The sequence below is a fragment of the Cyanobium sp. BA20m-p-22 genome, assembly GCF_024346275.1.
GTDB lineage: Bacteria > Cyanobacteriota > Cyanobacteriia > PCC-6307 > Cyanobiaceae > Cyanobium_A.
Genome location: NZ_JAGQCQ010000011.1, coordinates 13,943 through 28,022 on the forward strand (window position 1 = coordinate 13,943; position 14,080 = coordinate 28,022).

The following is a 14,080-nucleotide window of genomic DNA, read 5'->3' on the forward strand; positions in this document are numbered from 1 at the left end:
TCAGTTACTCAGCAGGGCGCGTTTGGGGCCGTGGATTGGATCTTCTACCACGATGGTCTGGTCCCGGCTGGCCCCCAGGGAGACTATGGCGATGGGCACCTCCATCAGGTCGGCCAGGAAGCGCAGATAACTCATCGCCGTTGGGGGCAGCTCATCGAGGCTGCGGCAGTGGGCTGTGGAGGTTTGCCAGCCGGGCAGGGTTTCGAAAATGGGCTTGCAGCGGGCGAAATCCTCCGAGCTGCTGGGGAAGTAATCAATCCGCTCGCCGTCGAGGTCATAGGCGACACACACCTGGATCTCATCGAGTTCATCCAGCACGTCGAGCTTGGTGATCGCCAGGCAGTCGAGACCATTCACCTCAACTGCATAGCGCCCGATCACACCGTCAAACCAGCCGCAGCGGCGCCGCCGCCCCGTGGTGGTGCCGAACTCGCAGCCGCGGTCGCAGAGGTGGTCGTTGAGGCTGCCGTCGAGCTCGGTGGGGAAGGGGCCTTCGCCCACCCGGGTGGTGTAAGCCTTGGCCACGCCGATCACCCGGTCGATCAGGGTGGGGCCGACGCCGGCGCCGATGCAGGCCCCCCCGCTCACCGGATTGGAGGAGGTGACATAGGGATAGGTGCCGTGGTCCAGGTCCAGCAGGGTGCCCTGGGCTCCCTCAAACAGGATGTTCTGGCGGGCGCGGGCTGCCTGGTGGATGGTGCGGGTGCAGTCGACCACGTGGGGGGCCAGACGCTCGCCATAGCCGACGTACTCGGCCACCATGGCCTCGAAGTCAAGCGGTTCGAGCCCGTAGAGCTTCTGCAGGATTTCGTTCTTCTCCGCCAGCGGGCCAGCCAGCCGCTGGCGCAGGCGGGCCCCATCGAGGATGTCGAGAATGCGGATGCCGTTGCGTTCTGACTTATCCGCGTAGGTGGGGCCGATGCCCCGGCCGGTGGTGCCGATGCGGCGGTCGCCACGGCGCTCTTCCATCGCCAGATCCAGCAGGCGGTGGTAGGGCATGGTGACGTGGGCCGTCGAGGCCAGTTTCAGCCCCGACACATCGATGCCATGGCCGGCGAGCATGTCGAGCTCACCGAGCATCACCTTGGGGTCCACCACCGTGCCCGAGCCGATCAGGCAGATGGTGTCGGGGTAGAGGATGCCCGAGGGAATCAGGTGCAGCTTGAGCACGATGCCGTCTACGACGATCGTGTGGCCGGCATTGACACCGCCCTGGTAACGCACCACCACATCGGCGGAGCGGCTCAGCAGATCGGTGATCTTGCCCTTGCCCTCGTCGCCCCACTGCGCTCCGATGACGACGACGTTGGCCAAGGACACGGCGGCCGCTGGCCGCTGTTGAGCACAAAGATAGAGCCTCTCAGATCAAGGGACCGTTCGTCAAAGATGCCGGTCCCTGGAGGGCAGCTCAGGCGCCTCGAGCAACAGAGATTTCCGCCTTGTTCAACTCCTTGGTGAGCCGCTCCTTGAGGGCATCGGGCAAGGGGCGATTCGGGTAGTTGGTGTAGTGGCCGGCCAGGGAGTTGATGGCTGTCTGCATGGTGGTGAATGAGGCCAGCCCATTGACGTCACCACGGGGCCGGTAGCGGGCCACGTAGCCGCTGCTCAGGCTGCGGGCCTGGGTTTCGGCCTCGCCCCTGGCGGGATCCTCTGCCGCCAGCGCGATGGTGGCCAGCAGACTGTCGGCCACTGCGACGGTGTCCTCCACGTAGTTGCCTGTGATGCCGGTGCTGGCAGTGCTGCAGGCCGTGAGCCCCAGGCTCAGGCAGAGCACCAGCAGAATCGCCAGGCGGGAAATCAGCAGCCTCAACCGCTGGCGGAAGGGGGAGAACATACCGGCCATGGGATTGATTCGGGTGATCTGATCCTAGAAGCCACCCCAGGCGCCGAACCCTCAGGGCGCCAGCCCCTGCCTGCCGCGCTCCAGGCTGGGCAGGAGGGTTTCCAGCAGGGCGGTGGCCGCCAGTTCCTGCTGGTGGCCGCTGCAGCGCTCCACCAGCTCCACCAGGCCCGCCGCCGCGGCTCGGCCCACCACAACCCGCCAGGGGATACCGATCAGATCCGCGTCCTTGAACTTCACCCCGGCCCGTTCGTCGCGGTCGTCCAGCAACACCTCGACGCCGCTGGCCTGAAGTTGGCTGTAAAGCAGTTCCCCCAGCTCCCGTTGGCTGGCTTCGGCCCCATTGGCCACCACCACGATCACCTCATAGGGAGCGATCGATGGGGGCCAGCAGATGCCCTTCCCGTCGTGGAGCTGTTCCACGGCTGCCTGGGCCAGTCGGGAGACGCCGATGCCGTAGCAGCCCATCCACAGGGCCTCCTCGGCTCCGGAGCCGTTGGTGAAGCGGGCGCCTAGGGCTTCGGAGTACTTGCGGCCCAGTTGGAAGATGTGTCCCACCTCGATGCCCCGGCTCGCCTCCAGGCGCTGGCTGGGGTCGTGCTGGCAGCGGTCGCCCGGCTGGGCGGCGCGGAGGTCCAGGGCCTCCGGGGAGGGACACAGGGATCCCCAGGCGGCACCTACTAGGTGGGTATCTATCCGGTTGGCCCCGCAGACAAAGGCCTCCAACCCAGTGGCGCTGCTGTCGGCGAGCCGCAGGAATGTCCTTGCCCAGGTGCGGGCCCCATCCAGCAGGCCATCCTCGAGCTGGGGCCCCAGGTAGCCGAAGGGAATCGGGCCGAGCCCCTCCTTGCTGGAGGCCTCGGCGCTGAGCGGGGCGATCTCGAGCAGGGCGCCATGGGCGGCTGAGCAGCGTGCCGACACCGCATTGGCCAATTTCACATCGTTGAGTTGCTGATCTCCCCGCAGGCTCACCAGCAGGGGCTGCTGGTGGCCGTCCTCGAAGCGGGCCAGCAGCAGCAGCACCTTCAGGATTTGGCTGGAATCGAAGCCATGGGCCTTGCACAGGCCTTCGATGCTGCTTTGCCCAGGGGTGGCCAGGGCCTCGCCCAGGCCGGCGGCCCTGGTCCCTTGCGGCAGGGCAACTGCTTCTGTCGCAAGGGAGATGGCCCGTTCCTGATTGGCGGCATAGCGCCCATCGCCGCTGGCCAGGATCAGGTCTTCGCCCGCCTCGGCAGTGACCATGAATTCCTGGCTGGCGGAGCCACCGATCGCCCCGCTGTCCGCTTCCACTGCCACGGTCCGCAGGCCGCAGCGGGCAAAGATGCGGCGGTAGGCCCGGTCCATCTCCGCATAGCTCTGCCGCAGGCACTCCTCATCAGCATGGAAGGAGTAGGCATCTTTCATGATGAATTCCCGCCCCCGCATGAGCCCGAAGCGGGGGCGGATTTCATCGCGGAACTTGGTTTGAATCTGATACAGATTCACCGGTAACTGTCGATAGGACCTCAACAAGTCCCCAGCCAGCTCCGTCACGACCTCCTCATGGGTGGGTCCCAGCCCCAGGGATCGGCCCTGGCGGTCTTGGAGGTGAAACATGATCCCCTCGCCTGCGGTGTAGCCCGCCCAGCGGCCACTGCGCTGCCAGAGCTCCGCAGGATGCAGCTGGGGCAGCAGGGTTTCCAGCGCCCCGGTCGCGTCCATCTCCTCACGCACAACCTTTGAAACCTTCTGCAGCACGCGCCACATCAGGGGCAGGTAGGCGTAGAGCCCTGGGCCCATGCGTCGGATGTAACCGGCCCGCAGCAACAACTTGTGCGAGGGGATCTCGGCTTCCGCCGGGTCATCGCGCAACGTCACCAGCATCAGGCGGGAGACGCGCATGGCCAGGTGGTTCGGGGGAGGGCGGAACCTATCACCAGGCCTTGCCTGGCCACACAATTGCCTGGGTGGCCACCGGGGGAGGGGGTCCCGGAAACCCCTGCTAGGTTCCCAACCGTCTCGGTCTGCGCCCTAGAGGTCCCATGCCTTCCCACCCCAGAGCTGAAGCTGGAGCCGAAAGCGGAGCAGGCACCAATGGGGCCGCCGCTTTTACGGGTTCTGTTAGGGATTCTGATCCCAGCAGGTTCGGCTCCGGTCCAGGCGAGCCAACCGATCGGGAAGCTGTTCCCTTCTCTGCCCCAGAGGTGAGCGAGGGTCTGATTGGGATCGATGAGGTGCAGAAGGCCCTGAACCGTTCCCGGGCATCGGTATACCGCTATACCAACACCGACCCCCGCAATCTCAACCCACCCTTCAATCCGCGCAAGCTCAATCCTGAGTACAGGACCGATCAGAAAGATCCCCTGATGTTTCACCCCAACGAGGTGGCCCGCTTCGCCCGGGACGTGTTGCGTATCAAAGAGGTGACCGTTGAGGTGCTGAACTCCCCCTCCACGGCCACCCAGGAGTTACTGGGCGCCATCCTTGAGGAGCTGCGGACCATCCGCTCACGGCTTGACCATCTCGACCATCTCGATGGACGCACTGCCGTTGACCTCAGTGCCCGCCGCGACCAGCTCGACCATGGCGCCCGCCCGGCTGCCTGAGCCGTCAGGGGGCAAGGAGTGTTTTGAAGGGGAGTTTTGGCAGTTGCTCGCAAAAGGTGTCAGGATTGAAATTAGTTATTAACGATTAGGGACTGGGCTATGGAGTCCGCTCCTACCCCATGGATGTTGTTCCCCGAGAATCCCAGGCCGGCGATCAAGAATTGACCGATCGCCAATCGATTGATTCAGAGTCAGTAGCCGATCAGCCTGAGGATCCTTACAGTCCAGGCCAGCAGGCCCTTCTCCCCCTTCTCCTGGGCACCTTGATTGCCTTGGTTACCGCGGTAGTCCCCATTGCCACCGTTGTGGGTGGACGGTCCGCGACCCTGCTGGTGCCAACGGATTCAGCTTTGACCCAGGTTCCCGATCCCTGAGCGCTGGACTTTGGCAACCCCACTGACTCGTCGCCTTCAGGGGGTTCGTTGCAGCAGAAAGCCCTCATAGCCCAGGGCCTGAAAAATCTTGGCCGGATCACTGAAGCCGGCGGCATTGACAAGGGAGTTGAGTCGGGCTTCGCCAATGGGGTGGAGCCCCTGGGTAAGGGGTTCGAGCACCTCCGGATCGGCCTCGAGACCGCTGGCGCGCTGGAAGCCCAGCCAGGCCTCTCCCACCTGACTCTGCAGGGCGGATCGCTCCGGCGCCATCAGGTCCACCAGCACCAGTTGGCCGCCGGGTTCAAGGCTGCGGGCCAGGGCGGCGAGGAAGGCCAGTTTCGCCCCGTCATCGGGCAGCGACTGCAGCACCAGCACCGAGAGCGCTCCGGCAAAGCAGCCATCCGCCTGGAGATCCTCCACGCTGCTCTGGCGCCAGCTGATGCCCTCCGCGCCCAGCCGCTGGCGGGCCGCGGCAAGCATTTCAGCAGAGGGGTCAATGGCCGTCAGTCGCCAGTCGGGCCGCTGGGCCCGGGCCTCAACCAGCTCGGCCCCGGTGCCGCATCCGGCGACCAGCACCGCAGCCCCCTGGCGGCCAGCCAAGGGGGAGGCTGCCAGCAGGGCCACCGCCAGTCGGGCCAGGCTGGCGTAGCCAGGAATCAGCTGCTGCACGATCAGGTCGTAGCCGATGGGAGCTGACACGGCTTGAAGTCGGGGGATCTAATGCTAGGCAGGGGGACGGGCGTGGCTTAAGTTGGGCGGCGCCCATTCCCCCAGCCCGACCGTGCCCACCATCCGTTTTGAACAGGAAGGCCAGCAGGTCGGTTGCATCGAGGGAGCAAACCTGCGCAAGGCTGCCCTGGATGCGGGCATCAATCCCTACAAGGGGCTGAACAATGTCAACAACTGCGGCGGCCTGGGCCAATGCGGAACCTGCGTGATGGAAGTGGTTGAGGGCATGCAGAACCTCTCCCCCCGCAGCGATGTGGAGGAGGTCTACCTGGCCGATCGCCCCGCCAATTTCCGCCTCAGCTGCCGCACCAGTGTCAACGGTGACGTCACCGTTCGCACCCGGCCCAGCAACGCCGTGGGCCAGGGTTCCAACAGCCTGGTCGGGGCTCTCAAGTCTCTGATTGGCCGCAAGTAATCCGCTTTCGAGCTCCCTGAAGCCCCTGGGCCGGCAAGGATGAAGTTCTACGGCTATTCGGGCTGCAGCACCTGCCGCAAGGCCCTCCAGTGGCTCGCCGCCCGGGATCTCCATGCCCAGATGCTCGACATCACCCAGACTTCCCCGAGCCTGGCCGAGCTGGAGCTGGCGTTGGCCCAACTGGGCCGCAAGCGCCTGTTCAACACCAGTGGCCAGAGCTACCGCGCCCTGGGCTCCGCCACCGTGCAGGCGCTGGATGATCGGAGCGCTCTGGCGGCACTGGCCGCCGATGGCAAGCTGATTAAGCGACCGTTCCTGATTACCAGCGGCGGTGCAATCCTGACGGGCTTCAAGGAGCAGGAGTGGCAGGAGGCTTTGGGCGGTTAAGCGGTTTTGATTGGCTAGGTGGTGCTTGTTGGCTAGGAGCAGTGATCAGCTGATCGAGCTCCTGGATCAGGGCTTCTATGCCGGCCCTGTTGATCTGGCTGAGGTAGGTGCCCTTGGCGCCATCGATCAGGGCACAGAGGAGCTCCTGGGAGCGCTCGAGGGCCGAACCACTCTCCAGGGCAGCGGCCAGTTCATCCCAGAAGCGGTCGATGAAACGCTGGAGCAGATCCAGCTGCACATCGTCGCGGCGACCAAGTCGGTTGCCCGTGCTGCGCGAGAGCTCGAGCAGGCTTTCGACCATGCCTCCCGCCAGCTGGCGGCTGATGCCGCTTTCCACCTGCAGCAGCGGCTGCAGTTGCCGCAGCGGCGGCGGCACCACGGTGCGATCCAGGCTTTGCCGCAGGCTGTAGCCCAGCAGGCCCTGCAGTTCGGGGGCGAGTCGGGGCGCGACTCGGCTGAGCAACAGGGGTGCCCAGATGCGCACCAGCTCCACCAGGGCACGCTCATCCCTGCTGGCCACACTTTGGTGGCTGCGCAGGGCCCGCAGCCTTTGGGGCCAGCGGCGCGAGCGGATCAGGCCCTGGGTTCCATCGAGAATCTGCAACGACAGCACCTCAAACAGTTCCACCGCCAGCAGGGCCACCACCCCCCGGCTCACCACGGCCCGCAGCGGCTCAAAGTTGACCAGGCCTGAGGTCTGCAGTCGCTCCAGCACGGGCATCAGCCGCAGCCAACGCCAGAAGGGCAGCAGCAGGGGCAGGTCGCTCCAGCGCCGCAGCAGGGCGTCGCCCCAGCTCAGCCCGGGCAATCGGCGCCGCATTCGGATCAGGCGCAGCAGGATGTCCAGGCCAAAGACGCTCTGGAACAGCAGCAGGTCGATCCGCCAGAAATGGTCAGTGGGGCGTCCGTTTTCGTCGATCGATCGCCAGTAGTTGGTGGCCACCAGGGGCAGGATCTGGTCGTTCCAGAAGCGCCGCTCGCTGTTCCAATCCTTGGCCTGGATCCAGTCCGGGCTTAGTAGCAGGCCGGAGGCCTGGCGGGCGGAATCCAGATCAGCCCGCTGGCGCAGGCGATTTATGATCTTTTCGAGGGTGCCGGTGGCTCCAGAAGCCTGGAAAGGATTGCTGTCGACCATCTGGACGGTGAGCTGAACCTGGCGGTTCAGCAGCGCCACCTGGGCGGCCTGGGGCCGCTGGCCGGCGGGCAGGGCCAGCAGGGCCGCATCCAGGCGCCGGAATTGCTCGATGTAGGCCTGGGTTTCGCGGTGGGGTTCGATGCCCTTGATCGGATCGACAAGGGGCGTCACGTCCGGGATCACCGTGAGGGGCACCACCAGCGGCACCGAGGGGATCGGATAGAGGTTGCGCTGCAGCCAGAAGGTGCGCAGCGGCAGGTAGGTGATGTCAAAGGCAACCCAGACCAGGTTGAGGCTGGCCCACACCGCCACGAAGCGGTCCCAGCCCTGCCCCCAGCCGCCGGGTGAGGCCGTGGAGTTGGATTGCCAACGGGGCGGCGACATGGGCCTTGGCGAAGGGGAGGGTGTGCCTAATCTGCCGTGTCTAGCCAGCTGGGCCTGCACCCTGGCAGATCGCAAGTCTTGATTCACGACAACCCCAAACCGAACACCCAGCCTGGCGCTCTCGCCAGCCCCCAGGAGAGCCCGTGGGCCTTCTGGCGCAGTGTGGCCATCACCCTGGCGGTGGCCCTGGGCATCCGCCAATTTCTGGTGGAGGCCCGCTACATCCCCTCCGGTTCGATGTTGCCTGGGCTGCAGATCCAGGACCGGCTGCTGGTGGAAAAGCTCACCTATCGCCAGCGGGCTCCCCGCCGTGGCGAGATCGTGGTGTTCCACTCACCCCACCACTTCGATCCGGTGCTTTCGGCAGGGGCCAGCCCTAATCCCCTTAGCTGTCTGGTGGTCAACCTGCCCTTGGTCGGCAGCCTGCCTGGGGTGGCTAACCCGGCCTGTGATGCCTACATCAAGCGGGTGGTAGCCCTGCCTGGCGAGCGGGTCAGTGTGGACCCCAGGGGCCATGTTTTCATCAATGGGGTGCGCCTGGCCGAGCCCTATGTGCAGAACGACTGCCCTGTGGATAGCCAGGGCATGGGGCCATGCCGCACCCTCAATGCGGTGGTTCCCCCTGGCCATGTACTGACCCTGGGGGACAACCGGGCCAACAGCTGGGATGGCCGTTTCTGGCCCGGTGGGGCCTTTTTGCCCCAGAAAGAAATCATCGGTCGGGCCTTCTGGCGCTTCTACCCCTTCAACCAGACCGGCTCCCTGGGAGTCAAATAGTCCACTGGGCAGCCGGGATCAGGCCGCTAGCCCTTATCCCACCCACCAGCTGCTTGCCCCCCAGGGGATGGTTTGCTGCCCGTGACGGGCACCCCTGTCGATCCCAGCTCCAGCCATAGTTGGGGTCGAACAGCAGCCAGCGACGGGACCCGGCTCCGAGCTGCTCCGGCTCCCGCCCCAGCAGCTCGGAGCCGCCCCAGCTGAGGGCTTGCCAGAGCCGCTGCACCGGCCAGCTGCGCCGGCCCACCAGTTCAGCCCAGAGCAGGGGCAGCACCAGGCCATGGCGGCCCCCATGGCCGGCCAGGCCGGCCCGGCGCTGGTCGAGGGGGAGCAGGATCTCCTCCGCATCGAGGGGCAGGTGATGGACTGCCACTGCGGTGAGCACGCCATCGGCCAGGGCCGTGATCAGGGCTTCCCGGTCCCTGGGGGCGCCCAGGGAGGGGCACAGCCGCCAGCCCTCGGCGCTGGGATCGAGGTTGCCGCTGTCGGCCAGCAGGTGCCACCAACCCACGGTGGCCATGGGGCGCCGAGGCGCCTGGCGCAGCAGCCCTACCCCCGCGGCGGTGGCCAGGTTCATCAGGGCCAGGCGGGCTTCGGGCCGCAGCTCCGCCAGGCTGAGCAGGCTCTGCAGGGGTAGGGTCTCGCTCAGCACAGGATCGGGGGGCCAGCCGGCCCGCAATGTCTCCACGCCTTCGCGCACGAAGCCGCCGCCGCTGAGGCCGGCATCGCGGGGTGCCAGCAGAACCGGACTCCGGCCCATCTCCCCCAGCAGCAGGCCCCGCTCCATCAGGGCCAGGGGCGGTACCTGGTCAGTGCCCGCCAGGCCAATGGCTCCAGCGGCAAGTTGGTCGCCATGGGGAGCGAGCTCCTGATCGGCTCCCCCGATGCTGAAGCTGCCCCATAGCTCCAGCTGCATCGGTGCCGGCCAGCTGAGCCCGAGCTTTTCCGGTTGGTCCCGCCAGGGGCTGGCCCAGGGGAGGAGGGCGACGGTGCCGTATCCCCCGGCAGCAGCGGCCCCGGCCAGGCTGGCCAGATCTTCCGCTCGGCCGCCGCTGGCCTGCTCCAGCACGCTGTGGGGATCCACCAGCAGCGGCGCCAGCAACCAACCCTTGGCGAGCCTGGCGGCAAGGCCAAGGGCCTGGGCCTGCTGGGTCGCCCCCTCGCCCCAGGCGAGCAGGCTGCCATCAGGGGCAATCAGGGCGTCGCAGCTGGTGGCCGATTGGTGCGGACCGGCCAGCAGTTCAACCTGGTGCAGCCAGAGGGGGGGGGTCAAGGCTTCACAGGGCCCCTGCGGCGGTGCGATCCAATACGCCGCCGAGATGCTGGGTGAGGTTCAGGGCGGCCACCACCGGTCGCCCTGCGGCGCCTTCGGGGTAGTCGATCACGCTGACGCCGCCATTGCCCTGTTTGATCGCCCAGATGTCGGCCGGTCCCAGGCCCAGCAGGTCGCAGAGGATGGTCTTGTTGACGGCGTCATGGGCGACCACCAGCGCCGTCTCGCTGCTGTCGAGGCTGGCGGCGATGCGCTGCCAGGTGCCCAGCGAGCGCTCCGATACCTCCTGCAGGGTTTCCCCTTCTGGCATCTGCACGGTGTGGGGGGCTCGCTTCCAGTTGGCCAGCAACTCGGGCCAACCTGCGGCGATGTCCTGCTCCAACCTGCCCTCCCAGAGGCCGTGGCCGATCTCCACCAGGCCGGCGCTGCTGGTGAGAGGTACCCCGGGGTGGGAGGCCAGGATCGCCTCGGCCGTTTGGCGGGGCCTGGCCATGCAACTGGTGTATGCCCGGTTGATCGTCACCGGAGCCAGAAAGCGACCCGCCGCCTCCGCTTGGCAGCGGCCGGTGGCATTGAGGGGTATATCAATCTGGCCCTGGAAGCGGCCTTCGCGGTTCCAGTCGGTTTCGCCGTGGCGCACCAGCAACAGCCGTGCCCCATCGCCCTTGATGGGCAGGGGCTCGCCCAGGTGGGCCAGCCCATTGACCAGCTCCACCTGCACCCCGCTCCTGCCCACGTTGCTCCTGCCCACGTTCAGTACGGAGATGGAACAGTTGTCGACCCGCAGCCGGCGAAAACCGGAGATGGGCAGGTCCAGCAGGGCCAACAGCAGGCAGCGCAGGATGGCGTTATGGGCCACCACCAGCACGGTGTGGGGTGGATCCTGGTCGTTGTTGATGGCTGCGGCGTGCCGCTCAAGCAGCTGGCGGCGGAATTGATCTGCCTGTCGCATCAGTTCCGGCAGGGGCCGGTAGGTGCTGCCATCAGCCCGCTGCAATTCGAGCCTTTCCGGGGCCTGGCGCCACTGGAGCTCCTGGTCGGCAAACCGCTCCCGCAGCTCCTGGCGCAGCAGACCGCTCCAGGGGGCCAGGTCGATTTCCAGTAGCCCCTCATCAAATTCCGCCTGCAGGCCCTGGCCCTGTTCGGCCAGCAGCAACCTGGTGGTGTCGGCGGCCCGTCTCAGCGGGGAGCTGTAGACGGCTTCGAAAACCAGATCCCCCAGGGCCGCCCCGCAGGCCCGGGCCTGACTCTGGCCGATTCCGGTCAGGTTGGAGAGGTCGTCTCGCCCCTGGATCCGGTGCTCCAGGTTGAAACTGCTGAGGCCATGGCGCACCAACACAATCCGAAGGGACATTGGCTGGAGGCTGCTCATACCCATCGTATGGGAAGGGGGCAGTCCAGAATTGAAGTTCGAGTAAGCCCTGGAGGGCCTGCGGTTGAACGCCAATCCCACCCCTCGACCCAGCCGGAGCACGGGGTGGACCACCGGATTGGCCCTGATCAGCCTTGTGCTCAGTGGCCTGCTCTGGCTGAGCGGATTGGTGGACAGCTTGCAGCGGCCTTCGGTTGGCAATGACCTGGAGTTGCGCCAGCAGGAGTTGGCGGCCCTGGCCGCGCCCGGCCTGCCCCCCAGCCTGGGGCGTGCCCTGGCGGGCGAGCATCCCCTTGAGGCCCTACGGCTGGGGTTGGAGAAGCAGCTGGCGGATAGGTCCCTGCCACCGGCGCCAGCCCAGCAGCTGCAACTGGCTTTGCTGCAGCTCAAGGCTGGCGAGCCGGGCCAGGCGAGTGAGCGTCTGCAGAACTTGGACCAGCAGGTGCCGCCCGAGCAGCGCCGCCTGCTGCAGCTGCTGCGGGCCCCCGCTGCCCAAGGGGCCCCGGTAGCCGGCCAGGTGGACCAGTTGCTGGAGGGGTGGCGGGACTCTCCCCTGACCAGGCAGCTGGTCTGCCAGGCCCTGGGGGGAGCAGGCCCCAGCTGTGTGGATGTCCCAGCCCAACAGGCCGCGATCTGGCGCCTGCTCGGCACAACCCTCGCCCCCGTGGTGCTGATGCTGGTGGGCACTGCCCTGCTCCTGCGTGAGCTGGCAAGGCGCTGGCTGGGCAAGGGCAAGGGGGGTGGCAGTGGTGTTGGCAGTTTTGTTGGAAACCCTCCCCTGCAGGCCCCACCGCTCAGCCTGGCCCAGGCCACCCTGCTGATTGCGGGAGGTTTCGTGGTGCTGGGGGAGCTGGTGGTACCTCTCCTGCTGGTTCCGCTGCTGCAGGGGCTGTTGAGCCCCCTGGCGGCGGAGCCTGCCCTGCAGCAGGGGCTGTTGGTAATTGCCCTCTATCTCGGCCTGATGGCGGCCCCCCTGCTGTTGTTGTGGTCCCAGTTGAGGCCCCACGGCCAACCGCCTGCCGGTGGCTGGCTCCAGTGGCACTGGCGCCCCCTGGGCTCGGCCCTACGGCGGGCGCTGGCCCAGCTGTTGATGGTGCTTCCCCTCGTGGCTTTGGTGAGCTGGCTGCTGGAGAGGTTGGTGGGCGATCCAGGCGGCAGCAATCCCCTGTTGGAGCTGGTGCTCAACAGCGCCAATCCCCTTGCCCTGCTCTGCTTTGCCCTCACGGCCATGGTGCTGGCCCCCCTGTTTGAAGAAACCCTGTTTCGCGGGGTGCTGCTGCCGGTGCTGGCCGAGCGCTGGGGTGGTTTCGCGGCGGTGCTGATCAGCGCCCTTGTGTTTGGGATTGCCCACCTGAGCCTGGGGGAGTTGCCACCGCTGTTCGTGCTGGGCTTGGGCCTGGGCTGGCTGCGACTCCAGAGTGGCCGGCTAGCGGCGAGCGTGTTGATGCATGGCCTCTGGAACGGGCTCACCTTTGCCAACCTGCTCCTGCTGGCTGGCTGAGCTGCGTCTGGCCCTTGCCTGCAGCTGCTCTGGGTGGTTCAATCCCGGGGAGTCCGGTCCGTTCTCTTGGTTGCCTCCCTATTGCCCCGGCAGGCTTCCAGCAGAGCTGGTCTCCAGGGCGGAACCCTCGAGCTGCTCAAGGGTTCGCTCTCAGGTCGCAAGCTCGACCGGCGGGCCCCCTGGATGGCCAATCTCCATCGGGCCACCGATGGCACCCTCCTGGGGCTGGGCATCTGCATGCTGGCCATGAGTGGTCTCACCCTTCACTGGCAGAACCATTGGGGCGAGAGCTATCAGCAGCTGGAAGCTTCCCAGATGTTGGCCCACAGAATGCAGGAATCGGCGGCCCTATTGGAGCAGCACCACCTGGGTGCCCTGAAAAAACCAGGTTTGCTGGTGCCCACCAGCAGCGAGAAGCTCATCTATCTTGCCGCTCCCCACACCCCCAGGCCTGCCAATCCCACTGAGCTGTTGGGCAGTCTTCAGATCGGCATGGGTACCTTGAGCCAGATTCGTCCGGGCTACTGATGACGGCCAGTCGCCGCCCCGGACCCAGCCGTGGTCGCAGCAATTCCCGCCAAAAGGTTGTGGCGATCCAGCCCGTGCCTGTCATTCGGCTGCTGGCGGTCTACGGATTGCTCTGCGCCGGGCTGGTCGCTCTGGCCGGCCGCCTCGCCTGGTTGCAGGTGGTGGATGGGGCCAACCTCCAGGCCCGGGCCCACGCCATCCAGACCCAAACCACCCAGCCGATCGGTAAGCGCCGCACGATCGTCGATCGCAATGGCCGTCTGGTGGCCCTGGACGAACAGCGTTTCAGCCTCTGGGCCCATCCCCGCTACTTCAACTTCCCCGGCGATGACCCCCAGAAGGTTCGCAGCGCCGATGACGTGGCAACCAAGCTCGCAGCCGAGCTCGCCCTGCCCAAATCGGGGTTGCTCGAGGCGATGGCCGGCCGCCAAACCGGGGTGAAGCTCCTCTCCGAGCTCGATCCGGAAACCGCAGGCAGGATTCGCCAACTCGGCATCAGCGGCCTAGACCTGGAGCCCTATCCCCATCGCATCTACCCCCAGGGCCAACTCTTTGCCAACGTTGTTGGCTTCCTCAACCTGGAGCGGGTGCCCCAGGCAGGGCTGGAGCAGAGCCGCGACGGGGAGCTCAAGCGCAACGAAACCCCCCTGCAGATGCGCCGTGGCGCCGATGGCACCCCCCTGCCAGCCGGCCTGACGGCAGGCTCCCTCTACGGCGACGACCTGCGCCTCCAGCTCACCCTCGATGCCCGCCTGCAGCAGGTGGCCCAGCAGGCCCTGG

Annotated in this window: 13 protein-coding genes and 1 pseudogene; 7 read left to right on the forward strand and 7 right to left on the reverse strand. The window is 66.7% G+C overall.

The annotated features are described in order from the left end of the window. The 3 genes from KBZ15_RS01995 to KBZ15_RS02005 all read right to left on the reverse strand — a co-directional run bounded on the left by KBZ15_RS01995 (position 1) and on the right by KBZ15_RS02005 (position 3,721). Complete coding sequence (locus tag KBZ15_RS01995; protein ID WP_255012944.1) at positions 1 to 1,320, reverse strand: adenylosuccinate synthase; 1,320 nt, start codon at positions 1,318 to 1,320, stop codon at positions 1 to 3. Between the two features lie 88 nt (positions 1,321 to 1,408). Continuing rightward, on the reverse strand, positions 1,409 to 1,843 hold the full coding sequence (gene psb27, locus KBZ15_RS02000) for a photosystem II protein Psb27 (RefSeq protein WP_396123380.1): 435 nt from the start codon (positions 1,841 to 1,843) through the stop codon (positions 1,409 to 1,411). Positions 1,844 to 1,894: 51 nt separating this feature from the next. After that, a complete protein-coding gene (locus tag KBZ15_RS02005; protein ID WP_255012946.1) occupies positions 1,895 to 3,721 on the reverse strand; it encodes a proline--tRNA ligase in 1,827 nt (608 codons plus the stop codon). A 302-nt stretch (positions 3,722 to 4,023) separates the two neighbouring features. On the opposite strand from KBZ15_RS02005, the gene KBZ15_RS02010 reads away from it, so the two are divergent. After that, positions 4,024 to 4,425, forward strand: coding sequence for a resolvase (locus KBZ15_RS02010; RefSeq protein ID WP_255012959.1), 402 nt, complete (start codon positions 4,024 to 4,026; stop codon positions 4,423 to 4,425). Between the two features lie 410 nt (positions 4,426 to 4,835). Here KBZ15_RS02010 and KBZ15_RS02015 read toward each other — a convergent pair whose 3' ends face one another. Further along, entirely contained in the window at positions 4,836 to 5,498 is a 663-nt protein-coding gene (locus KBZ15_RS02015) for a class I SAM-dependent methyltransferase (RefSeq protein WP_254932228.1), read from the reverse strand. Positions 5,499 to 5,580: 82 nt separating this feature from the next. Here KBZ15_RS02015 and KBZ15_RS02020 point away from each other — a divergent pair, with 82 nt between their 5' ends. Beyond that, the gene (locus tag KBZ15_RS02020) at positions 5,581 to 5,943 is read left to right on the forward strand and encodes a 2Fe-2S iron-sulfur cluster-binding protein (RefSeq protein ID WP_197150045.1); all 363 of its coding nucleotides are present in this window, start codon (positions 5,581 to 5,583) and stop codon (positions 5,941 to 5,943) included. 39 nt (positions 5,944 to 5,982) lie between these two features. Next, positions 5,983 to 6,330: a Spx/MgsR family RNA polymerase-binding regulatory protein gene (locus KBZ15_RS02025; protein ID WP_255012948.1), complete on the forward strand. Its 348-nt coding sequence runs from the start codon at positions 5,983 to 5,985 to the stop codon at positions 6,328 to 6,330. On the opposite strand, the gene KBZ15_RS02030 is transcribed toward KBZ15_RS02025, so the two are convergent. After that, positions 6,293 to 7,849 (reverse strand): hypothetical protein, encoded by a 1,557-nt coding sequence (locus tag KBZ15_RS02030; protein WP_255012950.1) that lies wholly within the window; start codon positions 7,847 to 7,849, stop codon positions 6,293 to 6,295. The two genes, KBZ15_RS02025 and KBZ15_RS02030, sit on opposite strands and share 38 nt — an antisense overlap. Positions 7,850 to 7,927: 78 nt before the next feature. Between KBZ15_RS02030 and lepB the strand changes: the two genes are divergently transcribed. Further along, a complete protein-coding gene (lepB, locus tag KBZ15_RS02035) occupies positions 7,928 to 8,626 on the forward strand; it encodes a signal peptidase I (protein WP_261357384.1) in 699 nt (232 codons plus the stop codon). On the opposite strand, the gene KBZ15_RS02040 is transcribed toward lepB, so the two are convergent. Together KBZ15_RS02040 and KBZ15_RS02045 are read right to left on the reverse strand one after the other, a co-directional pair. Then, a complete protein-coding gene (locus KBZ15_RS02040; RefSeq protein WP_255012952.1) occupies positions 8,619 to 9,899 on the reverse strand; it encodes a dihydroorotase in 1,281 nt (426 codons plus the stop codon). The genes lepB and KBZ15_RS02040 overlap by 8 nt on opposite strands. A 4-nt stretch (positions 9,900 to 9,903) precedes the next feature. Next, complete coding sequence (locus KBZ15_RS02045) at positions 9,904 to 11,253, reverse strand: histidine phosphatase family protein (RefSeq protein WP_255012963.1); 1,350 nt, start codon at positions 11,251 to 11,253, stop codon at positions 9,904 to 9,906. Positions 11,254 to 11,335: 82 nt separating this feature from the next. On the opposite strand from KBZ15_RS02045, the gene KBZ15_RS02050 reads away from it, so the two are divergent. The 3 genes and pseudogenes from KBZ15_RS02050 to KBZ15_RS02060 form a co-directional block, all read left to right on the forward strand. Then, positions 11,336 to 12,772, forward strand: coding sequence for a CPBP family intramembrane glutamic endopeptidase (locus KBZ15_RS02050; protein WP_255012954.1), 1,437 nt, complete (start codon positions 11,336 to 11,338; stop codon positions 12,770 to 12,772). 66 nt (positions 12,773 to 12,838) lie between these two features. After that, the gene (locus tag KBZ15_RS02055) at positions 12,839 to 13,300 is read left to right on the forward strand and encodes a hypothetical protein (protein WP_255012956.1); all 462 of its coding nucleotides are present in this window, start codon (positions 12,839 to 12,841) and stop codon (positions 13,298 to 13,300) included. Beyond that, a pseudogene (locus tag KBZ15_RS02060) lies at positions 13,300 to 14,080 on the forward strand (penicillin-binding protein 2); the annotation flags it as partial. The gene KBZ15_RS02055 and the pseudogene KBZ15_RS02060, both read left to right, overlap by 1 nt.

Coding starts and splice junctions, on each gene's coding strand:
- psb27 (WP_396123380.1), bottom strand. CDS start 1,843: ATGGCCGGTATGTTCTCCCCCTTCCGCCAGCGGTTGAGGCTGCTGATT.
- KBZ15_RS02005 (WP_255012946.1), bottom strand. CDS start 3,721: ATGCGCGTCTCCCGCCTGATGCTGGTGACGTTGCGCGATGACCCGGCG.
- KBZ15_RS02025 (WP_255012948.1), top strand. CDS start 5,983: ATGAAGTTCTACGGCTATTCGGGCTGCAGCACCTGCCGCAAGGCCCTC.
- KBZ15_RS02030 (WP_255012950.1), bottom strand. CDS start 7,849: ATGTCGCCGCCCCGTTGGCAATCCAACTCCACGGCCTCACCCGGCGGC.
- KBZ15_RS02045 (WP_255012963.1), bottom strand. CDS start 11,253: ATGTCCCTTCGGATTGTGTTGGTGCGCCATGGCCTCAGCAGTTTCAAC.